At 32.2% G+C, this 25551-nt stretch carries 20 protein-coding genes and 1 tRNA gene; 8 read left to right on the forward strand and 13 right to left on the reverse strand.

The window, feature by feature from the left end; all coding sequences use genetic code 11:
- Position 1: 1 nt before the first annotated feature.
- From PBN93_RS02270 to PBN93_RS02285, 4 genes are read right to left on the reverse strand one after another with little or no spacing between them, the layout of a single operon-like run.
- Positions 2-1387: a DUF2231 domain-containing protein gene (locus PBN93_RS02270; protein ID WP_271081343.1), complete on the reverse strand. Its 1386-nt coding sequence runs from the start codon at positions 1385-1387 to the stop codon at positions 2-4.
- Positions 1388-1402: 15 nt separating this feature from the next.
- A complete protein-coding gene (locus PBN93_RS02275) occupies positions 1403-2509 on the reverse strand; it encodes a twin-arginine translocation signal domain-containing protein (RefSeq protein ID WP_271081344.1) in 1107 nt (368 codons plus the stop codon).
- A 12-nt stretch (positions 2510-2521) separates the two neighbouring features.
- Positions 2522-4036, reverse strand: coding sequence for a DUF1501 domain-containing protein (locus PBN93_RS02280; RefSeq protein ID WP_077400216.1), 1515 nt, complete (start codon positions 4034-4036; stop codon positions 2522-2524).
- Positions 4037-4061: 25 nt separating this feature from the next.
- Positions 4062-7316: a DUF1553 domain-containing protein gene (locus PBN93_RS02285; protein WP_271081345.1), complete on the reverse strand. Its 3255-nt coding sequence runs from the start codon at positions 7314-7316 to the stop codon at positions 4062-4064.
- Between the two features lie 223 nt (positions 7317-7539).
- Here PBN93_RS02285 and PBN93_RS02290 point away from each other — a divergent pair, with 223 nt between their 5' ends.
- Complete coding sequence (locus tag PBN93_RS02290) at positions 7540-8409, forward strand: AraC family transcriptional regulator (protein WP_271081346.1); 870 nt, start codon at positions 7540-7542, stop codon at positions 8407-8409.
- Positions 8410-8430: 21 nt separating this feature from the next.
- Here the strand turns inward: PBN93_RS02290 and PBN93_RS02295 are convergent, their stop codons facing one another.
- Positions 8431-9753: a Gfo/Idh/MocA family protein gene (locus tag PBN93_RS02295; RefSeq protein WP_271081347.1), complete on the reverse strand. Its 1323-nt coding sequence runs from the start codon at positions 9751-9753 to the stop codon at positions 8431-8433.
- A 197-nt stretch (positions 9754-9950) separates the two neighbouring features.
- Positions 9951-10823: a MerR family transcriptional regulator gene (locus PBN93_RS02300; RefSeq protein WP_271081348.1), complete on the reverse strand. Its 873-nt coding sequence runs from the start codon at positions 10821-10823 to the stop codon at positions 9951-9953.
- Positions 10824-10964: 141 nt separating this feature from the next.
- Here PBN93_RS02300 and PBN93_RS02305 point away from each other — a divergent pair, with 141 nt between their 5' ends.
- From PBN93_RS02305 to PBN93_RS02330, 6 genes are all read left to right on the forward strand, one after another.
- Positions 10965-12926 carry a fasciclin domain-containing protein gene (locus tag PBN93_RS02305; protein ID WP_271081349.1) on the forward strand — a complete coding sequence of 654 codons (1962 nt, stop codon included), beginning with the start codon at positions 10965-10967 and terminating at the stop codon, positions 12924-12926.
- A gap of 126 nt (positions 12927-13052) precedes the next feature.
- Positions 13053-14513 carry a phytoene desaturase family protein gene (locus PBN93_RS02310; RefSeq protein WP_271081350.1) on the forward strand — a complete coding sequence of 487 codons (1461 nt, stop codon included), beginning with the start codon at positions 13053-13055 and terminating at the stop codon, positions 14511-14513.
- Positions 14513-15349 carry a phytoene/squalene synthase family protein gene (locus PBN93_RS02315; RefSeq protein WP_077400195.1) on the forward strand — a complete coding sequence of 279 codons (837 nt, stop codon included), beginning with the start codon at positions 14513-14515 and terminating at the stop codon, positions 15347-15349. The genes PBN93_RS02310 and PBN93_RS02315 overlap by 1 nt, the downstream gene beginning before the upstream one ends.
- A 53-nt stretch (positions 15350-15402) precedes the next feature.
- The gene (locus tag PBN93_RS02320; RefSeq protein ID WP_077400192.1) at positions 15403-15861 is read left to right on the forward strand and encodes a hypothetical protein; all 459 of its coding nucleotides are present in this window, start codon (positions 15403-15405) and stop codon (positions 15859-15861) included.
- Positions 15861-16319 carry a sterol desaturase family protein gene (locus tag PBN93_RS02325; RefSeq protein WP_271081351.1) on the forward strand — a complete coding sequence of 153 codons (459 nt, stop codon included), beginning with the start codon at positions 15861-15863 and terminating at the stop codon, positions 16317-16319. Before PBN93_RS02320 ends, PBN93_RS02325 begins: the two co-directional genes overlap by 1 nt.
- The gene (locus tag PBN93_RS02330; protein WP_271081352.1) at positions 16319-17002 is read left to right on the forward strand and encodes a lycopene cyclase domain-containing protein; all 684 of its coding nucleotides are present in this window, start codon (positions 16319-16321) and stop codon (positions 17000-17002) included. Before PBN93_RS02325 ends, PBN93_RS02330 begins: the two co-directional genes overlap by 1 nt.
- Here PBN93_RS02330 and PBN93_RS02335 read toward each other — a convergent pair whose 3' ends face one another.
- On the reverse strand, positions 17003-18292 hold the full coding sequence (locus tag PBN93_RS02335; protein WP_271081353.1) for a cryptochrome/photolyase family protein: 1290 nt from the start codon (positions 18290-18292) through the stop codon (positions 17003-17005).
- 160 nt (positions 18293-18452) lie between these two features.
- Here PBN93_RS02335 and PBN93_RS02340 point away from each other — a divergent pair.
- A tRNA-Leu gene (locus PBN93_RS02340) sits at positions 18453-18536 on the forward strand.
- A gap of 50 nt (positions 18537-18586) precedes the next feature.
- On the opposite strand, the gene PBN93_RS02345 is transcribed toward PBN93_RS02340, so the two are convergent.
- The 6 genes from PBN93_RS02345 to PBN93_RS02370 form a co-directional block, all read right to left on the reverse strand.
- Positions 18587-19147 (reverse strand): TlpA family protein disulfide reductase, encoded by a 561-nt coding sequence (locus tag PBN93_RS02345; RefSeq protein ID WP_271081354.1) that lies wholly within the window; start codon positions 19145-19147, stop codon positions 18587-18589.
- A 1-nt stretch (position 19148) separates the two neighbouring features.
- Positions 19149-19703 (reverse strand): TlpA family protein disulfide reductase, encoded by a 555-nt coding sequence (locus tag PBN93_RS02350; RefSeq protein WP_245799583.1) that lies wholly within the window; start codon positions 19701-19703, stop codon positions 19149-19151.
- A 102-nt stretch (positions 19704-19805) separates the two neighbouring features.
- Positions 19806-22073 carry an aconitate hydratase gene (locus PBN93_RS02355; RefSeq protein ID WP_077400179.1) on the reverse strand — a complete coding sequence of 756 codons (2268 nt, stop codon included), beginning with the start codon at positions 22071-22073 and terminating at the stop codon, positions 19806-19808.
- Positions 22074-22273: 200 nt separating this feature from the next.
- Positions 22274-23227, reverse strand: a complete 954-nt coding sequence (locus tag PBN93_RS02360) for an AAA family ATPase (RefSeq protein ID WP_077400176.1) — start codon at positions 23225-23227, stop codon at positions 22274-22276.
- A 9-nt stretch (positions 23228-23236) separates the two neighbouring features.
- Positions 23237-24664, reverse strand: a complete 1428-nt coding sequence (locus PBN93_RS02365) for a peptidylprolyl isomerase (RefSeq protein ID WP_077400173.1) — start codon at positions 24662-24664, stop codon at positions 23237-23239.
- On the reverse strand, positions 24648-25529 hold the full coding sequence (locus tag PBN93_RS02370) for a peptidyl-prolyl cis-trans isomerase (protein ID WP_245799582.1): 882 nt from the start codon (positions 25527-25529) through the stop codon (positions 24648-24650). Before PBN93_RS02370 ends, PBN93_RS02365 begins: the two co-directional genes overlap by 17 nt.
- Positions 25530-25551 lie beyond the last annotated feature (22 nt).

Consider the following 25551-nt stretch of genomic DNA (forward strand, 5'->3'; position numbering starts at 1 on the left):
TTTACATGCCTAATACTATTTTAGGAGTATTGTTACTGCTATAGCCTTCCAAATCTTTTTGTTTTATATTGGTTTTCCAAACATAAGCATATTTTAAGTTCTTCATTTTAGAAAACACGCGTAAACTTTTAGCTGTAATATTAGTTTCAAATAAATTAACTGATGTCATTTTTTGTAGGTTTGTAAGATACTCTACAGCATTATCTGATATTGGGTTTTTACCAAGCTTTAACTTTTGAATATTTGTAAATTGACTTATCACTTTTACATTTTCATCTGTTATCCCTTTACTTTCTAAAGATAACCATATGATATTTTCTTTGATAGGTAACAACTTTTCTAATTTGTCATGAAGCTGATCTTTAGTTCCTTCTTGTAGTGTATTTTCACCTAAAACTACCTCAAATAAACTAGAATCAAACACTAGTTCTCTTACTCTAAAACCTTCTTTTTCTATACTTGCTATTAACTGTTCACTTACCTTAGTTACAGTAGGCAATGCCTCCGAAGAGTTACTATTAGTAAGCCCCAACATAGTGCTAGCAATTGTGGTTATATTTTCTGGTGTTTTTACATTAGCTACTTTGGTTTTAAAGCCAGCGTTAGAGTTATTTATCCAATAAGTAATAATAGCAATTTCCTCATCAGTTAAGGGTGTTTTTCCTTCCGGAGGCATAAAGTTTTTGCTATGCGGATCTAGTAATACTCTTTTTACCAGTTCAGATTTGGTAGCGCTACCAGGTACTAAAATAGGTCCATTTTTTCCTCCACTATGTATAGACACGCTGTCTACCATAGACAAACCTCCCTTTTTTTTGCTCTGGTTATGACAGCTAATACATTTATTATCTAAAATTGGAGCCACTAAATGTCCGTAAACCTCAGCTTCTTTTAAATTTGTAACAGCTGCTAGTTCTGTTTTTTCTTCTTTGTTAAAAGGTAAGTACTTTACTAGATAATCACTACCGTGAGTAAGATTACCACCATAATGCCCGGTTACACTTATTACAATGACTAATAAAGTAAGAGCGGCTATATTGGGTTGTAATTTTTTATAGTTTGATAATTTTATTTTTTCAATTCTAATTAACCAAGCTACAAAGGCTAGTACTGTTGTTACTACACCAAACCAAAAGTGAGAATCCAACGCATTTTCATCATAATCTCCACTTAATGATAACATATAACCTAAAATACAAGCTACCAATGCACTTACACCTCCTAAAAACAATGCTAAAGGAATAGCCGTTGTTAGTACAGAATTTTTTTTAACCCTGCTAAAGACCTCTAATAAAAAGGCAAATACTAAAAAACCTATTGGTAAATGCACCACAAGTGGATGAAACCTACCTAAAAATAATACAATATCTGGGACACTATTTTCCATACTTAACTTATAATTTTAAACGCGCTCTAATTTTATTGGAGCCGTTTTATTAGCATTCCATTGGCAGATATACAAATTTTTATCTTCATCTACACATACATCATGACCGTGTAAAATGGGTTTATTTTTTAATTGATATGATTTTTGAAGAGCTCCGTTTTTGTACTCTGGAGCAGTGCCTCCCGGATTAGAAACCACCTTATCACCATCTAAAATAGTAACAAAACCAGTATGGTCTTTCCAGTTTGTTTTTCCAACTTTGGGCTGAGACCAGCACACACCTGCATATATGTTAGCATCATTAAAAACTGGTCTGCACACTTGCATATTGGGTAATTTTAATGTTTTAACGTACTTACCCTCTAAGGTAAACCATTTAAAACACTGCTCATTTCTTGAGGTACACACAACCATAGGGTTGTTTTTATCTCTGTAATCTATAGCAACACCGTGTGCATTTTGCAAATTGTAATTTTTATTGGTGTTGTTATGTCCGCCCCAACGTCTAATAAATTCTCCTTTATAATTGTATTGCAAAATGTAATCTTGTCCGTAACCATCTGCCACATAAATATCTCCGTTAGGACCTATGGCAATTTCGGTTGGACAAAAATTTTCTCCAGGCTTGTAAACTCCTATTGTTTGCGGATGACCAATATCAAAAATAACGTTACCATCTGTAGTTGTTTTGGTTATTCTTCCATTATGCTTAACCCATTTTCCTGTTTTATCTAAATACCAACCAGAATCTGCTATAAACAAAAAGTCCTCACCACCTTCATTAGATATTTTAAGTCCATGACCACCAGGGTAAGCTGTTCCCCAAGCATCTAAAACCTTACCAGATTTATCAAAAATTATAATATTATTTTTGGTATGGTCACCTATCATTATTAACCTTCCTTTACTGTCCATTTCCATTTCATGACAATTTAACAAAGGAGTATGCACTGCACTTATTTGTGCCCAGTCGTTATGTACTTTATACGTATAATCTCCGTGGCCTAAAATAGTTTGGTTGTGCTTGCTTTTTTTAAGAATTGAAAAACCTATAGAAGGCGTAGCTGTAACAGCTGCACTAGCTAGAGCTGTATTTTTTATAAAATTTCTTCTAGAAGACATTTATTTGGTTATTTAGGTTAATAAATCTTTTACAACATTACCGTGTACATCTGTTAAACGATATCTTCTGCCTTGGTGCTTAAATGTTAAGCGTTCATGGTCTATACCAAATAAATGTAAAAGTGTTGCATGAAAGTCATGTACATGTACAGGATCTTTTACTACGTTGTAACTAAAATCATCTGTTTCTCCATAAGTAAAACCTGGTTTAACACCGGCTCCTGCCATCCACATTGTAAATGCCTTTGGATGGTGATCTCTACCATAATTTTCTTTGGTTAATTGACCTTGTGAGTATACTGTACGGCCAAACTCTCCTCCCCAAACAACCAAGGTATCATCTAACATACCCCGTTGCTTTAGATCTTTTATTAATGCTGCAGTTGGCTGGTCTGTTTTTTTAGATTGACTTTTTACGCCTCCTGGACAGTAACTATGTTGATCCCAACCCTGATGGTATAGTTGTACAAACTTTACGCCTTTTTCTAACAGTTTTCTGGCCATTAGGCAATTTGCTGCATAAGTACCAGGATCTCTACTGTCTTTACCATACATTTCAAAAATTTTATCTGGCTCATCAGACAAGTCTGTTACCTCTGGCACAGAAGTTTGCATTTTAAATGCCATTTCATACTGAGACATTCTTGCTTGTATTTCTGGGTCTCCGTAAGCATCAGTTTGTAAACTATTTAAATCTTTTAAATAATTTAGCATATGTCTACGGTCATTACCATCATAATTTTCTGGATCACTTAAGTACAATACGGGATCTTTACCAGATCTAAACTGTACTCCTTGGTGTTCTGTGGGTAAAAAACCATTACCCCACAAAGCTGCTTTTAAAGGCTGGCCTTTACCATTTTTAGAAACTAAAGTTATAAACGTTGGCAAATTTTCATTGTCTGATCCTAAACCATAGCTAAGCCAGGATCCAATGGATGGCCTACCTGGCAACTGGTTACCTGTTTGCATAAAAGTAACTGCTGGTGTATGGTTTATTTGGTCTGTTTGCATTCCTTTTATAAAGCATAAATCATCTACAACCTCAGACAAATAAGGCATTGCATTACTAACCCAAGCTCTAGACTCTCCGTATTGCTTAAATGTAAACGAAGATGGCGCTATAGGTAACGTACTTTGGTTGCCACTCATACCAGTTAACCTTTGTCCGCCTATAATAGACTCTGGTAACTCTTTACCAAACATATCTGTTAGTTTAGGTTTGTAGTCAAACAAATCCATTTGTGATGGACCTCCACTCTGAAACAAGTAAATAATTCTTTTTGCTTTTGGTAAATGGTGAGGTAAACCAAGCCTGTTTTTGTTATACGTATTTAATATATCTTCTGCAGAACTATTCTTATTTATAGACGCAAACATTTTATCTGCTCCTAACAATGTTCCTAAAGCTAAAGCACCTATACCTAAAGATGTCTTTTTTAAAAAATCTCTTCGGTCTACTTGTTTTTCTAGTTCTTGTAAATCTTTATGAACAGATTTTATTTTTTGGTGATGATTATTACACATAATATATCTTTAAAAAATGGTCTATTTATCTTTTAGTAATTGTTGCATCTGCATTCATTATTGTACTAGCTACAACAGCATTTGCTGCTACCAGAGCTTTGTTATCTGTGTCCGACAATTTAAAAGCCCCTGTATGTAACCAACCTTTTGCTTTATCTAAATTGGCACTAAATTTCTCGTATTCTGATTTTTGTAAATTAATTAGTAGTTTTAGTTCATTTTGATTGGCATTTCTTCCTGTAAGCCTTAAAAAGGCTAAGTTAACTGCCTCTTTTTCATCTTTTATTTCAGACATTTTTTTACCCAACACCCTAGATGCTTCTATGTATGTAGGATCATTAAGAACAACAAGAGCTTGTAATGGTGTATTGGTTTTTTGTCTACGAGAAGAGCATAAATCTCTAGTAGGAGCATCAAAAGTTGCAATAGTTGGGTTTGGCACGGAGCGTTTCCAAATGGTATACATACTTCTTCTATACAAACCTTCTTCCCCGTCTTGCACATACTCATCACTATTTACTTTCCATAATCCCTTAGGTTGATAAGGCTTTACGCTTTCTCCTCCAATTTTTTTGTTTAACAAACCAGATGCTAATAAGGCATTATCTCTTAACATTTCTCCAGATAACCTTGAGGACGGACCGCGAGACAACCATTTATTTTCTACATCTACAGCCAATAACTCTTCAGATATTACAGAGCTCTGCTGGTATGTATTTGTTAGCATTATAGTTTTAAATAGTTTTTTTACATCCCAACCAGACTCTACAAAACTAACTGCTAACCAATCTAACAATTTAGGGTGTGTAGGCAGATTTCCTTGGTTACCAAAGTCTTCTGAACTTAACACAAGACCTCTACCAAATAAATTCTGCCAATACCTATTTACCGTTACTCTGGCAGTTAAAGGGTTGTTTTTATCTGTAATCCACTTGGCTAAACCTAACCTATTTTTAGGCCAGCTATTATTCCATTGCAGTATATCTTCTGGCACATTAGGAAAAACAGAATCTGTAGGAGAATCATAATTACCACGATCTAAAATATAGGTTTGTCTTGGCGTTTTACGCTCTTTCATTACCATAATCTGCTTAACAGGGTCTATACTATCTACTAAAACAAGTCTGTCTTTTTCTATTTTTTTTAGCATAGCAGTGTAAGACTCAGAGTTGGTATGTAGGTAATATTTTAATAGTTTATCTTTTTCTGCTTTAGATAAATTAGCAAAGGTTTTATTTTTAAGTGTTTTTAGTTTTTCTGTATCTGCAATTTGCAACACTTCAATTTCACTTAATTCTTTATTGTAAACCAGCAAATCATCTACAGTGGCTCCTCCAATACCTTTACCTCTCCATACTGCTCCAATACGCAAACCTGGTTCTAGTTTTTCACTCTCTGGACCGTATAATCTTATCTCATGAAATACAATATCTTTATATAAATTATCATAAACAGTTTTTGTTTTTTGTTTTTCTCCATTTACATAAATAGCTACCCCGTCTGCTTTACTAGAGCCATCATAGGTCATAGTAAGTTGTATCCATTTTTCCTTTGGTACATTATTTAAAGACTCTATTACTATAGCATTATCTGGATATACATGAGCTAGTAAAGCCTCTAGTTTATTGTTTTTTATTTTTAAATGATACCCTCTAAAACTGTGTAGCTCTGGGCTATTCATTTTATGAAAAATAACTCCCTCTTTTAAATCTTTTGGTATAAATACTTTTATACCTATACTAAATGGCTGATTTCTTTGGTAAATACCAATTTTATCTAAATCTAACCAAGTATCTCCATTCATAAACAAACCGTTACCACTAGCTCCTTTTTTGTAAATAGGTTTTTCATTATCTACAAATTGCTGGCGCATTCTTATATTATTTTGTCCGTTACCACCTATAGCATTTGTTATTTTTGGAGTATTAAAATTAAAAGAGGCCACCAAACCATTTGGTGTTGGCTGCAATGGTATTTTTTGATGACTATTATTGGCTAACCACTTGTTTGCTTTTGTGGTTTCATTTTGTGCAGTTTGCGCTAGTTTATTTTCTGTAGTATTTACAATTTTTTCTAGATAAGCAATTACCCCTTCTTGCTCTTTAGTTGGCAGCATCATTGCAGGAACTGGTGTAGCTAAATCCCAAGGAATTAAGCCAGTTTCATCTATATTATTAAAAAAACTATACATCTCATAATAGTTTTTTTGCGAAATAGGGTCATACTTATGGTCATGGCATTTTGCGCAAGCGTAAGACAAGCCTAACATACCTTGTGTTACTGTAGCGGTCCTATCTGCAACATACTCAGATCTAAATTCTTCATCTATAATACCACCTTCTAAATTTTGCGGATGCAGTCTGTTAAAAGCTGTTGCTATTTTTTGTTCTGTTGTTGGGTCATCAAATAAATCTCCTGCCAATTGCCAAGTTAAAAACTCATTATAAGGCATATTTTCATTAAAAGATTTTATTACCCAATCTCTCCACGGAGAAGTATCTCTATACCTATCATTACTATAACCGTGAGTATCTGCATATCTAGAAACATCCATCCAATCTAATGTCATTTGCTCTCCAAAGTGCGGAGATGCTAATAACCTATCTATTTGTTTTTCAAAAGCATTAGTAGAAGTATCATTTATAAAATTTTGTATTTCTTGCTGTGTTGGTGGCAAGCCTGTTAGGTCTAAAGAAGCCCTACGGAGTAACATATGCTTGTTTGCTTTTTTAGAAGGTAAAAGGTTTACTTCTTCTAATTTTGCAAGAACAAAATTATCTATAGCATTTGCAGCTAAATTAGGCTCTTTAATTTTTGGTACAACTGGCTTTTCTGGTTTAATAAATGCCCAATGATCTTTATACTCAGCTCCGTCTTCAATCCACTTAATTAAAACAGCTTTTTCATAATCTGTTAAGGTTAAATGAGAACTAGGTTCTGGCATTATTAATTTAGGATCATCTGTAATTATTCTATGAAAAAACTCGCTTTTATTTAAATTACCTGGAGTAATTGCAAATTTTCCTGGAGTCTCTGTTAATTCTGCATAAGCAAAACTAGCCTCATGTAATTGCAAGCCACCTTTTATGTTTCCTTTATCTGGACCATGGCACAAATAGCATTTATCAGACAAAATTGGTTTTACATGCTGATTAAAATCTACTTTTTCTGGTAAGTTGTTATATTCTACAGCAACCAACTCTGGTAAGTCTGGACCTCCACAAGAACACAATAACAAAAAAACACCACTTATAATTAACAGTATCTTATTTTTTAACATAAAATTTGACGATTATTTAACATCTCAAAAATAAAATAACTTGTAGCCATTTTATTGACCAAATCAGCTTATAAAATATACATTTCCGTTATGTTCAGTTTTTATCTAGTGATATAATCTACTAAAATTTGCTATTTTAGTAGAGATTTAAGTAGTTGTTTAGAAAAGTGTCTAGTTTTAGAAAAATACTAAATCAGCTATTTTAGAAGAATAAGTACTAATTATGATAGAAATTCTACAATCTTTAAGGTTAACTTTACTTAACACTGGCTATGCAAAATTAGGTACATCATGGAATTTTGACAATGTTATTAGTCCGTTTACCAGAATGTATTACATTACAAAAGGCACTGCTAAAGTGTACCATAATGATGGAGTTTACATTTTAAAGCCTGGCTACATATACTTAATTCCTAGCTATACTTATGCTAGGTATATTTGTGAGGATTACCATGAGCAATATTACATTAGTTTTTTAGAGGAAATTAATAATGGCTTGTCTATATACAATTTTAAAAATTTTGAATACGAAGTAAAAGCAGATGAAAAAAGCTTGTATTATTTTAAAAGATTGGTTGACTTAAATGCCAATAGGGAAATTAAAAATAGTGATCCTAAAACGTATGATAATAGACCTACACTGTTAGACTTTATTAAACAAAATGAAAATTTAACCACAAAAGAGTTTATAGAAACCCAAGGAATATTAAATATATTAATATCTAAATTTATAACAAATAATAAACTCCCTAAAGAAATAAACCTAACCAACTCTAATTTAAACCAAATACTAAACTACATTAATAAAAATCTTCATTTACCAATTACTATAGATGAGCTTGCTAATAAGTGCCATTACAGTACAGATTATTTTTCTAAGTTATTTTTACAAACTTATGGTATTAGACCTAATAAATACATACAAACCAAAAGAATAGAGCGTGCACAACTACTGCTATTAACAACAAACGACTCTATAGAAGAGGTGGCACAAAAGGTTGGTTTTGAAAATGTATCATACTTTTCTAGATCTTTTAAAAAGCATACAGAAAAAACACCTGCTTCTTTTAGAAAGGAGCAGGTGAATATATAAATGTAATAAGGTTATTATGTATTAAAACTTACGTTCTTTTCTACCTCGCATTTTATTAGCTTCTCTATCATTTAAAAACTTTTCTTTAACAGGATCCCAATCTAAATCTCTACCTAAATTATACGCAATATTAGCAATATTACATACTGTTGCAGAACGGTGACCTGTTTCTACATCACAAATAGGTTGAGTTCTATTTTTTATAGAAGTAATCCAATCTTGGTAGTGATTCCCTTTTGTGTCATACAATTTTGTATCAGACGAGGTTAACTCTGCGTTTATTAAATTTTGAGGTGTAGTCTCAAAATAGTTACGGCTTATGTCCATATTCCCTTTAGACCCTATAAAACGTACACCCCATTTTCTACCAAAGTCTTGGTGTATCATTTCTACTCCATTATCATAATACATTTTTAAACCTCTAACAGCTGTTCTATCTGTTGGCGGCACATACTTAACTGGTCCTGATCTATCCATACCCAATGCCCATTGTACAATATCAAACATATGAGCTCCCCAATCACAAAGTATACCACCACCTACTTCTTCATAAAGTCTCCAGTCTGGCCAAAAATCAACATCGTTACGAGAAGGTGCTAACCTGTGGTTATAGTCTAATAAAGGTGCAGGTCCGCACCAATTGTTCCAATTTACCTCACCTGGTAGTGTTTCTGCTTTTAAATTGTATGGTACTGCAGGGTCTCCTACATTTACAAGTACCTGTTTTATATCTCCCAAGTAACCATTTCTAACAAGTTCACAGGCTCTTCTAAAATTTTTGTTAGAACGTTGCATACTACCAGTTTGCAATATTTTACCTGTTTTTTTTGCTGTTTTAACTAAATCTATACCCTCATTAATATTATGAGTTAAAGGTTTTTCACAATAAACATCTTTACCTGCCTTCATAGCGTCTATAGCTTGTATTGCATGCCAATGATCCGGTGTTGCAATAACCACAGCATCTATATCATTACGGTTTAACAACTCCTTGTAATTTGTGTATGTAGAAACTCCATTGTAACTATTTTGGTTTCTTTTGTCTGCATAAATTTTATTTACGGTACCTTTAAACCATTCATTTTTAGTAGACCAAACATCACACGCTGCCACAATTTGTGAGTTGGTAACACCCACAAAATTATTAGCCAACCCCCTACTTTGTTTTCCTAAGCCAATAAATCCAATATTAACTCGGTCGCTTGGAGCAACAAACCCTCTTCCAAAAATATGCCTTGGCAAAATAGTAATGGCTCCTGTTGCTAAAGCTGTTTTTGTAATAAAACCTCTTCTAGATATGTTAGATTTTGTTTTTGGTTTTTTAGTACTTTTTTTGTCCTTCATAGTTATAGGTTGTTATTTTTATTAGTTATAAGGTATGTTACTAAATTTAGTTATTTAGTTTCATAAAATTAGCTATACTATGGTTTGTCTAGTAATAGTAGTGTTTAAAATTGTAACATAAATGGTTAATTTTAAGGGAATAGAAAAAAAATCCGAAAACCATAAGTTTTCGGATTATAGATGAAGTAATAAACTTTTTATTTTTTTTCTTGAAGAATAGTTACTAGTTCTGACGGGTTAGCCACATAAGTTGTTCTTTCTTCAAAATATTTTTCTTTTAAATTAATGGGGTTACCGGCTACTAGCAAATGTGCAGATGTATTATTAAGTATCTCTTCAATTTTATCTTTTACTCTATCGGGTATTGTGGTAATAAACATTGTAAGCATTAAATTTGGCTTCACAATTTGTTGCACAGATTTTAAATTTTCTAGTGGTACATGTTGCCCTAAATAATAAACATTCCAGCCTAAGTCTTTTGCTATATATTGCGCAAGTAATAATCCTATTTCATGATGTTCATTTTCTGGTAAAAACATTACTATTTTAGATGCATCTGATTCTGGCAAGGTCAAATTATCAATAGCAGCTATAACTTTTTGTCTAATTAAATTAGAAACAAAATGCTCTTGAGCGGGCATCACTTTGTCTATACCCCAAAGCACTCCTATTTGGTTTAAAAAAGGATAAATTAGATCTGAAACCGTTTGTAAAAGTCCTTTATTTAAGATATGACCATCTAAAATTTTCACAAATTCTCGTTCATTCATTTCTAACAAGCACAACATTAAAGCCGTAAGTACATCACCATCTATAGGCTTTAATAAAACCTCTGTTACATTGGCGTGCAACTCTTCATTAGACATCTTATCTATCTTAGATATTTTAAAACCATTCCTATGTAAAATACTAACGTTTAATAACTTACGCAACAACTCATCTGTATAATATCTAATGTTAGTATCGGTACGCTCTGGTTGTACAAAGGAATATCTGCTCTCCCACTTTCGTAGAGTGTGTGCATTAATACCAGTTAATGTGGCTACCTGAGACATTGAATAACTACCCATTTGTTTACAATTTTCTGTTTGCAAAAATAATTGAAAAATACACTCAAATCATATTTTGTCTAATTTTTTATTCTTTTTACTAGACATTTTAAAATAATTTAATACATTTGTCTAACAATAACCTTATAAAAGTTAGACAATATGAAAATTAAAATTTATTTTTCGGCATTAGTTCTTTTCTTATTTGCATTCACATCTTGTAATGATGATGATGACACACCTCAAGAAAAAGAAGCTCAATTAAACATTGTAGAGACGGCATCTGGCACGGATGCGCTTAGCTCTTTGGTTGCTGCTTTAGCAAAATCTGACGAGAGTCCAAACTCAGACTTAATATCTGCTTTAAGCGGTACAGGTCCTTTTACAGTTTTTGCACCTACAAATGATGCATTTACAGCATTATTTGCAAGTTTAGATGGTTATTCTTCTTTAGATGATTTTGATACAGAAGAAGAAAAAGCTTTATTGGCTTCTATTTTAAAGTACCATGTTGTTGCTGGTGCAGCTGTTGCATCTAGCGACTTAACAGACGGACAAACTGTTACAACGCTACAAGGAGATGACTTAAGCATTACGCTTAATAATGGCGTATTTGTAAGTGATGCTTCAGATACAGATGCACAAGTTGTTACGGCAGATGTAGATGCCACAAACGGTATAGTACACGTTATAAATAAAGTTTTGTTACCTCAAGCCGTAATAGACGCCATTAACTTAGGAACCTTAGTTGATGTAGTTGTAGGCAGTGATGCACTTACTGTTTTAGAAGCTGCTGTTATTAAAGCTGGTTTAGTAGACACATTAAACTCTGATGGGCCTTTTACTGTATTTGCTCCTACAGATACTGCATTTATTGCTCTTTTAGATATGTTAGGAGATGATTATACTTCTTTAGATGACTTTGATACTGATGAAGAAATACAATTATTAAAAGATATTTTATTATACCACGTAGTGCCTGCAAAAGTATTATCTACAGATTTAGCCGCTGGTGAAGTAGGTACTGCCTTGGCAGACAATACTATTGAAGTAGTAGATAACGAAGGTACTTTTGTTATTTCTGATGCATCAGATGTTAATGCCAATATTTCTGCTGTAGATATTATGGCCTCTAATGGTGTTGCTCATGTTATAGATAAAGTATTACTACCACAGTCTGCAGTAGATTTTATTGCTGATCAACAACCAACTATTGTAGAATTAGCAATAGCTACTAATGATTTGTCATTATTGGTTGGTGCTTTGCAACAAGCAGATGCTGGTTTGGTAGATTTATTAGGTACAGAAGGGCCATTTACAGTTTTTGCACCTACAAACGCTGCATTTGCTGCTTTATTAGAAGAGTTAGGAGATGATTACAACGAATTAGCTGATTTTGATACTGAAGAAGAAAAAACAATGTTAGCTACAATTTTAAAATATCACGTAGTGGCAGGAACGGCTGCATTTTCTACAGATTTAAGTAATGAGCAAATGATTGCAACTGCACAAGGTGAAGAAGTTTCAGTTAATTTAACTGGTGGCGTATTTATACAAGATGCTACAGATACAGACGCAGCGGTAACTACTGCTGATATTGAAGCAAAAAATGGAGTTATACACATTATAGATAAGGTGTTATTACCACAAGAAATTGTAGATGCTTTACAACCTAATATCGTTGAACTTGCAATTGCAACAGACGATTTATCCTTATTAGTAACTGCTCTACAACAAGCAGATGCTGGCTTGGTAGAACTACTAGGTATGGAAGGACCGTACACGGTATTTGCACCTACAAACGCTGCTTTTGAAGCTTTGTTAGAAGATTTAGGGCCAGATTATACAAGCTTAGCAGATTTTGATACTGAAGATGAAAAAACACTTTTAGCAAACATACTTAAATACCATGTAGTATCTGGAGCTGCTGTATTATCATCAGACCTAACAGACGGACAAATGGTAACTACTGCCCTAGGACAAGATGTTACTGTTAACTTAACGGGTGGTGTATTTATTACAGATGCTACAGATAGTAATGCAGAAGTTACTACAGCAGATGTAGAAGCTAGCAATGGTGTTGTACATATTATAAATAAAGTGTTAATGCCAGATACTCATTAACATTAAATTAAGTTAACCTGTTGGTTGGGTTAATTTGGTTGTTGTACCGGTGATGTAAAAATCACCGGTTTTTAATATTATATTTAAAAACAAATAGTATCTTAGGAAGATACTTGTTAACAATCTATGAAAAAAATAATCATTATAGGCTCTGGTTTCTCTTCATTATCTGCTAGTTGTTACTTAGCTAAAGCAGGTTATGACGTTACTATACTAGAAAAAAACACAACAACTGGTGGTAGAGCTAGACAATTAAAAACAAATGGTTTTGTTTTTGATATTGGTCCAACTTTTTATTGGATGCCGGATGTTTTTGATAAGTTTTTTGCTGATTTTAATAAAAAAACAAGTGATTATTATCAATTAGACCAGTTAAATCCTGCTTACCAAATTTATTTTGGTAAAAAAGATGCTATTTCTATCTCTGAAGATTTTAACGAAACTAGAGATACGTTTGAGAAAATAGAACCAGGTAGCGGTAAACAATTAGAGCGGTTTATAAACAAAGCACGCATTAATTACGACATTGCTATAAAAAAGCTTGTTTACAACCCAGGAGAGAATATATTTGAGATTATAAACCGCAAAACAATAACTAAGTTGTACGAGTTTATTTTAACAATTAAAAATCAGGTATCTGGTTATGTAAAAAATGATAAGCTACGTAAAGTTTTAGAGTTTCCCGTTTTATTTTTAGGAGCAAAACCAAGTAACACACCATCTTTTTACAATTTTATGAACTATGCAGATCTAAAACTTGGTACTTGGCACCCACAAGGTGGTATGTATAAGGTTGTAGAAGGTATGCAAACATTAGCACAAAGCTTAGGTGTAAAAACCATTACAGATAGCCCTGTTTTAAAAATAGACATTAAAGATGGTAAAGTAAAAGGTGTAGAGAGCAAAAGTGGATACCTAGAATGTGATATTCTTTTAAGTGGTGCAGACTACCACCACACAGAAACTTTACTTCCTAAACAATACAGACAATACACAGAGAGCTACTGGGACAAAAAAATATTTGCCCCTTCTGCTCTATTATTTTTTGTGGGTTTCAACAAAAAAATTGAAGCAGTAAATCATCATACTTTATTTTTTGATACTGATTTTGAAGAGCACGCTAAAACTATTTATGACACTAAAGAATGGCCAAACAAACCATTGTTTTATGCTAGTTTTCCTAGTAAAACAGATGCTACCAGTGCACCAAGTGGTAAAGAAGCTGCTATTTTTTTAGTTCCAATTGCTCCAGATATTAAAGATACAAATGAGCTAAGGGAGCATTATTTTAATCAAATTATAGAAAGAGTTGAAATACTTACAGACCAAAGTTTAAAAGAGGATATTTTGTTTAAAGAATCCTACTGTGTAGATAATTTTAAAGATGATTACAACTCATACAAAGGTAATGCCTATGGTTTAGCAAATACATTATTGCAAACCCATATTTTAAGACCCAAATTAAAAAGTAAAAAAATAGACAATTTATATTTCTGCGGACAATTAACTGTTCCAGGTCCAGGTGTGCCACCATCATTAATTTCTGGCAAAGTAGTAAGTGAACTAATTTTAAAACACAGTAAATAATGAAAGCTCTGTTTGATTCTTCTAGCGTTAATTGTAGCAAATTAATAACCACAACGTATAGTACATCATTCTCTATAGGTATAAAACTTTTTGCCCCATCTATTAGACCAGCAATATATGCTATATATGGTTTTGTAAGGTATGCAGATGAGATTGTTGATACTTTTCATGATTACGATCAAGAAATACTTTTAAATGAGTTTGAAGAAGAATACAGAAAATCTCTTGTACGTAAAATAAGTTTAAATCCTATAATTAACTCTTTTCAAGAAGTGGTTTTAAAATATGAACTACAAGAGTATGTAGACGCATTTTTAACTAGTATGCGTTTTGATCTTAATAAAACCGAATACAGCACAAGAGAAGAGTATAAAGAATATATTTATGGTTCTGCAGATGTTGTTGGCTTAATGTGTTTACGTGTTTTTGTAAACAATGATAATGAAAGGTTTAACCACTTAAAAGAATCTGCTCAGTACTTAGGGTCTGCTTTTCAAAAAGTAAATTTTTTAAGAGATTTTAAAGATGATATTAATGAGTTAGGAAGATCTTATTTTCCGGAGTTAAATACTAACACCCTTACTCACACAGCTAAAGATCGTATTTTACAAGATATAGAAAACGATTTTGCAGAAGCTTATAAAGGTATTGTACAACTTCCTTTAGAAAGTAGATTAGGAGTTTTTGTAGCTTATAAATACTACTCTAAGTTACTTAATAAATTAAAAAAGGCAGATACCAGTAGTATTATGAATAGTAGAATACGCATTTCTAACCCGCTAAAGTTTTTAATTTTAACCAAAGCATATATTAGATTTAAATTTAATATCATATAAAGTATTTTCTTATAACTTTATAGTTTATTAGTACGGACTTTTAAACTTAGTTAATGAAATTATTTTTTCTCTTGTTTGCTATAATCTATAATCAATATACAGATTGTTCTAATTTAGACAATGTTAGAAATACATTTCATACTATAAAAACTAATAATGATTTAAAGCAATTTATAGAAGCTAGTAAAAAAATTAATTGCAATAAAGTGACACCCTACATAGCCTCATGCACTATGAAAAAAGCAGAGTTTACCGTGTGGCCTTTTAGAAAATTAGCATATTTTAATGAAGGTAAAAAAACATTAGAAGATTATATAAAAACATATCCTAATGATATTGAAGCTAGGTATGTAAGGTACTTAGTGCAAAATAACATTCCTAGTTTTTTAGGGTATAACACAAGAATTGCAGCAGATAAAAAATTTATTTTAGATAATTTAAACGCATCCCCGTTACCTAAAAGCTACAAAAAAGTAATTTTAAAAAATATAAATACAATAAGCCCAAATTAATGAAAATAGTACTTTTTATACTAGTTACAGTTGTTACATTTACTGTTATGGAAGTTATTACTTGGCTAACTCACAAATACGTAATGCACGGTTTTTTATGGATTTTACATGAAGACCATCATCAGCCAAAATACCCACACCCTTTTGAAAAAAATGATTTGTTTTTTGTAATATTTGCAATACCAAGTATTGCTTTATTTTTCTTTGGTATTAGACCTGAACTAAACTTTATGTTTTTTATTGGATTAGGCATTTTATTTTATGGCATTGCTTACTTTTTAATACATGATGTTTTAATACACCAACGTTTTAAGTGGTTTAAAAAAACTAAAAATAAATATTTAATAGGCTTACGTAAAGCACACAAAGTACACCACAAACACTTAGGTAAAGAACACGGAGAGTGTTTTGGAATGTTATATGTCCCAAAAAAATATCACAAACAATACAAACCTTAATGAAGCCCCTTTTTTACCTACTTATAAATTTTGCCTGTATTAGTATACCTTTTATTGCTAGCTTTTACCCAAAACACGCTTTTTACAAAAAATGGGAAGCATTTTTTAAAGCCTGTATACCGGTAGCTTTGTTTTTTATAATTTGGGATTACTGGTTTACCGCCATAGGTGTTTGGGGCTTTAATAAAGATTACCTTAGTGGTATATTTTTAGGTAAATTACCTATTGAAGAAATATTATTTTTTATTGCAATACCATATGCATGCGTTTTTACATACTTTGCTTTATTATATTTAATAAAAAATAATCCATTACAAAAAATTGAAAAACACATTACATTTACAATAATTGCTGCTTGTTTAATTACCGCTTTATTTAACTTAAACAAGTTATACACGTGTACAACTGGTATTTTAGCCGTCCTTTTTTTAGTTTATTTGTACTATAAAAAAACAAACCTTAGCTATCATTATTTAACTTATTTAATAATTATACCATTTTTTTTAGCCAGTAATGGTTTGTTAACTGGCAGTTTTTTAGAGTCTCCTATTGTTTGGTATAACAATGCAGAAAATTTAGGTGTTAGAATAGGTACTATACCTGTAGAAGATTGTTTTTACGGACTTGTACTTATTTTTATGAATATTGAGTTGTTTCGTTACTTTAACAAACAAAATCAATAATTAATCTTCTATACCTTCTTTATAGACTTTTAGTGCTCTCTCTCGGGCTGCTTTATGCTCTACCATTGGCTCCGGATAATTAAAACCATCCAACTCAGGAATCCAATGCTTTACATATTTAAAATCTTTATCAAACTTTTTTAATTGTGTTATAGGGTTAAATATTCTAAAATACGGAGCAGCATCACAACCAGTACCTGCTGCCCATTGCCAATTGCCATTATTAGAGGCCAACTCATAGTCTAACAACTTTTTAGCAAAATAGGCCTCTCCCCACTGCCAATCTATTAATAAATGCTTACATAAAAAGCCAGCAGTAATCATACGCACTCTATTGTGCATATAACCTGTTTTGTTTAACTGTCTCATACCAGCATCTACCATAGGATAACCAGTATTACCAGAACACCATTTTTCAAAATCGTCTTTATTGTTACGCCATTTTATACCATCGTACTTAGATCTAAAATTTTGGGTAACAACCTTTGGAAAATGAAATAAGATTTGAGTAAAAAATTCTCTCCAAACCAATTCACTTAAAAACACACTTTCTAAACCATCTAAACCTCTAATTAATTTGCGTACACTTACGGTTCCAAAACGCAAGTGTGGGCCTAAATACGTTGTTATATTATCAGACGGAAAATCTCTTTTTTCTGCATAAACATCTAAATGCTCTAAATTGTATGGTTCTACAGTTATATTAGATGCGCTAAATCCTAAATTTTCTAATGAAGGAAAGTCTGCATTAAACTCTAATAATTTACCTTTAAAATCACATTTCTTATCTTCAATTAGGTCTGGAGTAAATTTAGATAGCCATTTATTTTTATAAGGAGTATAAACTGTATAGGGATCACCGTCATTCTTTAAAACATCATCCTCTTCAAAAATAACACTGTCTTTATAAGACTTAACCTCTATAGATTTATCGTTTAAAAATGAAGTTATTTTCTGATCTCTTTCTCTTGCATATGGCTCATAGTCTTTATTGAAAAAAACACGCTCTACATTGTATGTACTTACTATTTTTTTCCAAGCAAGTTCTGGTGTTGTATGCAAGCATAGTACACTACTATTATATTCTTTTAAAGCTAAATTTATAACCGATAAAGTTTTATGTATAAACGTTACTCTTGCATCATCTTCATCTAGTTCATTTAAAATATTTTTATCAAAAATAAAAACAGGAAGTACGGAATTACCAGATTTTAATGCATTACACAGTGCCGTATTGTCTTCAATTCTTAAATCTCTCCTAAACCAAAAAACAGAAATTTTATCACTCATAAAAACTATAATTATGCTTGTATCAAAAATAAGGCCTATTCACGTAAAAAGCTATTATATACTATGCTAATGCATATATTAAAGACACAAAATATCAAATTAAAAAGTTTATTTATCTATAGCACATAGTTATATTTGTGCTATATATTATTTTACCAATGGCTACGTGGCGGAATTGGTAGACGCGCTACCTTGAGGGGGTAGTGTTCTTAAGAACGTGCTGGTTCGACTCCAGTCGTAGTCACAAAAAAAGCGCTTTTTACAAAGCGCTTTTTTATTTTTTCAATCTATATTTTATTCTTTCAACAGTTTATCTAATAATTTTCGTGTTTTTTCGCTATTCCAATTTTTTGCACCTGTTTCTTTAATTATAATTTTTCCGGATTTATTTAATACAAATGTTGTTGGAATTACTGTATGTTTAAGCTCTTTTGGTAACATGTAATTAGAATAATACACATTAAAACTAAAATTGTTGTCGTTTAAATATGCCTTTACTTTGTTTACCTTATCGCTTGCTAAAAAAATAAACTCTACATCATTTTTATAGTCAGTATATAACTTTTGTAAACTTGGCATTTCTGCTACACAAGGCGGACACCAAGTTGCCCAAAAATTGATAAAAATTACTTTACCTTGGTAATTATTTAAATTGAAGTTATTGCCGTTGGCGTCTACAAATTTCCAATTAAAATTTTGCACCATAACTTGTTCTTGTTCATTTAGAACAGTTGCACTTCCCGAAAAAACTCTGCTTGTAAAAACCTTTACTTTAAATCCTAACGGCGTAAATACTATAGCAATTAAAAGTACATAAAAAACAATATTTAATATTCTTTTTTTAGTAATAGACATTTTATTTGGCTAAAAGTTTGTCTATAGTTTGGTATACTTTATTGTTATCCCAGTTAGATATGCCTTCCTCATAAATAACAATATTACCTTGTTTATCTATAACGTAACTAGATGGTACTTTTGTTGTATTTACAGCGTGTTTAGCATCAATAATTAAATAAGTAACAGGAAAATTAAATTTTTTAAGCTGCATAAATTCTTCTACCACATCTTTTTCCTCATTAGTAATTATATAAAAATCTACTTTATTTTTATAGTCGTTATAAAACTTTTGTATGGATTGTAGTTCGGCTTCACAATGCACTTTCCACGAAGCCCAATTGTTTATGAAAATTACATTTCCTTTAGATTTGGTAAAATTAAATAAGTTATGGTCTTCATCTTTTAAAACCCAGTCATAATCTGTTACCTTTTTCTGATTTTCTTTAGTAATAACAGAAGGAGCAGTTGCTACCATATTGTTTAAAAATATTTTTCCCATATGCCCTAAGGGAGTCCAAAAAAATGCTGCTACAAGAAGCATTATTAAAAGAGTAAAAACTGTTTTCTTTTTCATTTTATATTGTATAATAACCCCTAAAATAGGAAGATAAATTCATATAAAAATAAAAACTCCCGAATTACTTCGGGAGTTTTCTTTTATTAAAACAAACTTGGCTTATGCCGCGTTTTCTTTTTTAATTACATTTAACGCAGAACCTTCTCTGTACCAATCTATTTGAGGTTGATTGTACGTGTGGTTTAGTTTAATAACATCTTTACTACCATCTGCATGAACTAACTCTAAAGTTAATTGTTTGTCTGGCGCAAATTCTGCTATGTCTACAAAGTTAAATGTATCATCTTCTTGAATTAAGTCATAATCTGCTTCATTAGCAAATGTTAAACCTAACATACCTTGTTTTTTAAGGTTTGTTTCATGAATACGTGCAAAAGACTTAACTATTACCGCTGCAACACCTAAATGTCTTGGCTCCATAGCTGCGTGCTCACGAGAAGATCCTTCTCCATAGTTATGGTCTCCCACAACTACAGATCTAACACCTGCAGCTTTGTATGCACGTGCGGTATCTGGAACACCACCGTACTCTCCTGTTAATTGGTTTTTAACAAAGTTTGTTTTTTTACCAAAAGCGTTAACAGCTCCAATTAAACAGTTGTTAGAAATATTATCTAAATGCCCACGGAAACGTAACCAAGGACCAGCCATAGAAATGTGGTCTGTTGTACATTTGCCAAAAGCTTTAATAAGCAATTTAGCTCCTATTAAACTTTCATCTTTAATAGGCGTAAATGGCTCTAATAATTGTAATCTTTCAGAATCTGGAGAAACTTTAACCTCTACACCAGAACCATCTTCATCTGGAGCTAAGTAACCAGCATCTTCTACATCAAAACCTTGTGGTGGCAACTCTATACCTAATGGCATATCTAATTTTACCTCTTCACCATCTTCGTTAATTAATGTATCGTTCATAGGATCAAAATCTAAACGACCAGATATTGCTATTGCAGCAACCATTTCTGGAGAACCAACAAATGCGTGTGTATTTGGGTTACCATCTGCTCTTTTAGAGAAGTTACGGTTAAATGAGTGCACAATTGTGTTTTTCTCATCACCTTTAGCATCACTTCTGTCCCATTGCCCAATACAAGGACCACAAGCATTAGTAAATACTGTTGCTCCTAAATTTTCAAAAATTTCTAAAATACCATCTCTTTCTGCAGTAAAACGAATTTGCTCTGAACCTGGATTGATACCAAAATCTGATTTTGGCTTAATTTTTTTATCTACTGCTTGCTTAGCAATAGAAGCTGCTCTTGTTAAATCTTCGTAAGAAGAGTTAGTACATGAACCTATTAATCCCCAATCTACTTTTAAAGGCCAGTCATTTGCTTTTGCCTTTTCTCCTAACTCACCAACTGGTGTAGCTAAATCTGGAGTAAAAGGTCCGTTTAAATGAGGTCTTAACTCATCTAAATTAATTTCTATAACCTCATCAAAATATTGCTCTGGATTAGCGTAAACTTCTGGGTCTGCAGTTAAGTGCTCTTTTACTTCATTTGCTGCATCTGCAACATCATTACGGTCTGTTGCACGTAAATAACGTTCCATAGACTCATCATAACCAAATGTAGATGTAGTTGCACCCACTTCTGCACCCATATTACAAATTGTACCTTTACCAGTACAAGAAAGGTTTTTAGCACCTTCTCCAAAATATTCTACAATTGCACCTGTACCACCTTTTACAGTTAAAATACCTGCAACTTTTAATATAACGTCTTTTGCTGATGTCCAACCAGAGATATTACCAGTTAATTTAACACCAATTAATTTTGGAAACTTTAGTTCCCAAGCCATACCTGCCATAACATCTACAGCATCTGCACCACCAACACCTATAGCAACCATACCTAAACCACCAGCGTTAACTGTATGAGAATCTGTACCAATCATCATTCCGCCAGGAAATGCATAATTTTCTAAAACTACTTGGTGAATAATACCTGCTCCTGGTTTCCAGAAACCAATACCATACTTATTAGAAACAGACTCTAAAAAGTTAAATACCTCTGCACTTGTTGTGTTTGCAACTTTTAAATCTGGTGCAGCACCACTTTTAGCTTGAATTAAGTGATCACAGTGTACTGTTGTAGGAACTGCAACTTTTGGCTTACCAGCTTGCATAAACTGTAATAATGCCATTTGTGCGGTGGCATCTTGACAAGCAATACGGTCTGGTGCAAAATCTACATAATCTTTACCTCTTGTAAATTTAGTATTAGGTTTACCATCCCATAAGTGAGAATACAATATTTTTTCTGAAAGTGTAAGTGGCTTTCCTACTATTTCACGAGCCATATCTACTCGTTCAGCCATACGGGCATAAACCCCTTTTATCATATCAATGTCAAATGCCATTCCTTTTAGTTTTGAGTTTAATTTATTGCAATTCCACAAAATTAATAAAATCTAAAGGGTAAACGAAGAAATTAACCAACGATTCATGTTATTTTGCTAAAAAAACAAAAAAAAGTACCTGTAAAAATGAATGCATCATTTTTTACTTAAAATTTTATCAAATTGTTTACGAAAACGTTTGAAATTGATTTTTCTTTAATTTAGAATAATTTAGCAATAATTTGTTCTTCAGAGATATTTTCTGCTTCTGCCTTGTAATTTTTAATTATTCTGTGTCTAAGAATACCAGTTGCCACAGATTGAACGTTCTCTATATCTGGTGAAAATTTACCATTAATAGCAGCGTGTGCTTTTGCTGCCAATATTAAATTTTGTGAAGCTCTTGGCCCTGCTCCCCAATCTATATATTGTTTAACATAATCGGTAGCTGTTTCTAGATTAGGTCTAGTACTATTTACCAATTTAACGGCATATTCTACAACATTGTCTGGCACTGGAATTTTGCGCACTAAATGTTGTACCGCTACAATTTCTTCTGCACTAAAAAGGGCATTAATTACCGGTTTATTGTCTGATGTTGTACGTTTAACAACCTCTATTTCTTCTGCTACAGATGGGTATTGTAATTCTATAGCAAACATAAACCTATCTAACTGTGCTTCTGGCAAAGGATATGTACCTTCTTGCTCTATAGGGTTTTGTGTTGCTAGCACAAAATAAGGAAGATCTAATTTGTAATGGTTACCAGCTATTGTTACAGCCCTTTCTTGCATTGCTTCTAAAAGAGCCGCTTGCGTTTTAGGCGGTGTTCTGTTTATTTCATCTGCTAAAATAATATTAGAAAAAATAGGGCCTTTAATAAATTTAAAGTTTCTTTTTTCGTCTAATATTTCACTACCCAAAATATCACTAGGCATTAAATCTGGCGTAAACTGTATGCGTTTAAAATCTAACCCTAAGGTTTGGGCTATTGTATTTACCATTAAGGTTTTTGCTAAACCGGGCACGCCAACCAATAAAGAATGGCCACCTGTATAAATAGATAATAAAATTTGATCTATTACTACATCTTGCCCAACTATAACTTTAGCAATTTCTTGCTTTAGTGCTTGGTGTTTTTCAACTAGATTTTTAACAGCAGTTACGTCTGACATAAAGTTTTACTATTTTTTAAACCAGTTGTTTTTAAACTCGCAATCTTTATTGTCTTTATTAATACTTACATAAGTATCATTAATATGTTCTACCATCCATTTTTGTATAGCGTCTACTCTTTTTTGCGTTAACGCTAACTCCTGAATTTTAGTATAATCTTGTGCAAAATCTGCTACGTGCTCATCATACCTATTGGTAATTTTCATTATCTTATACTTTTTTGCACCACCCTGCTGCTCTACCTCTAAAATTGGCATAGAGATTTCATTATCTTTAATATCTCTAACTTGGTTATACAACTCAGGCTGCATTTTAGTAAGCTCAAACTTAGTTCCAAAATCTTGTGGGTTTCTTAATTGCCCCCCTTCGTATTTTGTTTCTTTCTGATCAGAAAAATTTAAAGCAGCTTCTGCAAATGTTAATTCTCCATCTAAAATTCTCTGTCTAATCTTCTCTAACTCTATCCTAGCTTCTTCTAGTCTTTCATCAGATACTTTAGGAGCCATAAGAATATGTCTTACATCTCTTTCCTGACCTCTAATTTTTTCTAGGTAAATAATATGAAATCCAAACTTAGTTTCAAAAGGCTCAGAAACTTCTCCCTCTTTTAGACCAAAAGCTACATCTTTAAATTCTTTAACAAAATTAGTTTCTTTAGTAAGTTTATAAAAACCACCATTAGATCTAGAACCTTCATCTTCAGATGAAATAATTGCTTTAATTTTAAAACTAGAACCACCTTCTAAAACATCTTCTCTTATTTTATTAAGCTTATCTATTACTTTTTGTTTTTCCTCATCACTAGCTTCTGGTTGCTTTACAATTTGTGCAATCTCTAACTGTGCACCAAAAACTGGTCTTTCTTCTTTTGGTATCTTTTTGTAAAACTGTCTTACTTCTTCTGGAGTAATCTCTATTTCTTCTACAATTTTTTGCTGCATTCTTTCAGACAACATTCTTAGCTTATTAATTTTAAAAAGATCTTCTCTTAATGCTTCTTGAGAGTCTTTTTTATAATACTTAAGTAATTTGTCCATAGAACCAATTTGCCCTACTAAACCTTGTATTTGTCTTTCACTTGTTGCATTAACTTCATCATCAGAAACCAACAAACTATCTTGTACTGCTTGGTGTGCGTACAAACGGTCTTCCATTAATTTACCTAACAAACCACATTTAGTTACATCATCTTCAGAAACACCTTGACTACGTAAATCTATAAGTGTTTTTTCTATATCAGAATCTAATATTACATAATCACCCACAACGGCAGAAACACCATCTAATTTTACTCTTTTAAAGTTAGATTTTATAGTGTCTTGTGCAATTTGCACAACATCATCTGCTTGCTCTTGTTCTTGCATTGCATTAGCTGTAAACGTAACAGTTAATAACATTGCAAGTAAAAAAGTAATGTTGTTATTCTTGTTTTTCATATATCTCAAATTCCTTATTTTTAATAGCTTCATCTATAATATCTACTTCTAGTTTCCTTAAGTATTCTAGTCTTCTACGGTTTAATAAAACACGTTTAATTGTTGGCGTAATATACTGTAAAGGTGCAGGTTCGTTTTTATTTAACATATCTACAACCTTGGTCAAATATACCCCTAATGAATCTTGCATCTCAAAAAATTGTGCTTTTTTTAAGTATTGGTCTTCATTTTCTGATGTTAAAGGAGGTATTTCACTCTTTAACCTAGAGGCTTCTACCCAAACCGAATCGTTAAAATTAACTTTTCTAAATTGTACACTAATAGAGTCTAAATACATACGGTCTTTATCTGTAAACCCTTTTAATTTTTCTATTACTGCAGATTTATTTAAAAATTGTGGTGGTAACTCTACATAACGCACTCTTACAATTTTCTCGTTAAGCTTAAAATTTTCTTTTTCTTTTTCATAAAAAGTATTTAACTCCTCTTTGCTTATAACGGTGTCTTGTTCTTTTTGCACCAGAGCTTCTTTGTAAGCTCCAGTGTATAAATCTGTTTTGTAATTTGCCACAAGCCTATCAAACTCCGCCAATTGCTCTTCAGACAGGTTTACTTTAGATTTTGACATTAATAACTGCTTAGAAGCCCAATTATTAATGTAATTGGTTACCAAAGTGGTGCTATCTTCTTTTGAGGTGTTTTTTGGTATTAAATCTTGTATATCTTCTTTATACAAAAAGTTTTCTCCTACCCTTGCTATGGCAACCTTGTCTTTATCACTAACAAAAACACCTTGGCATGAGCTAAGTGTTAACGTGCCATAAAGTATTCCTAACAAGAAAACTAACTTATTTATATGTTGCATAAATTGGTGCATCACGCAAAAA

It is taken from the genome of Cellulophaga omnivescoria (genome assembly GCF_027915275.1).
Taxonomy (GTDB): Bacteria; Bacteroidota; Bacteroidia; order Flavobacteriales; family Flavobacteriaceae; genus Cellulophaga; species Cellulophaga omnivescoria.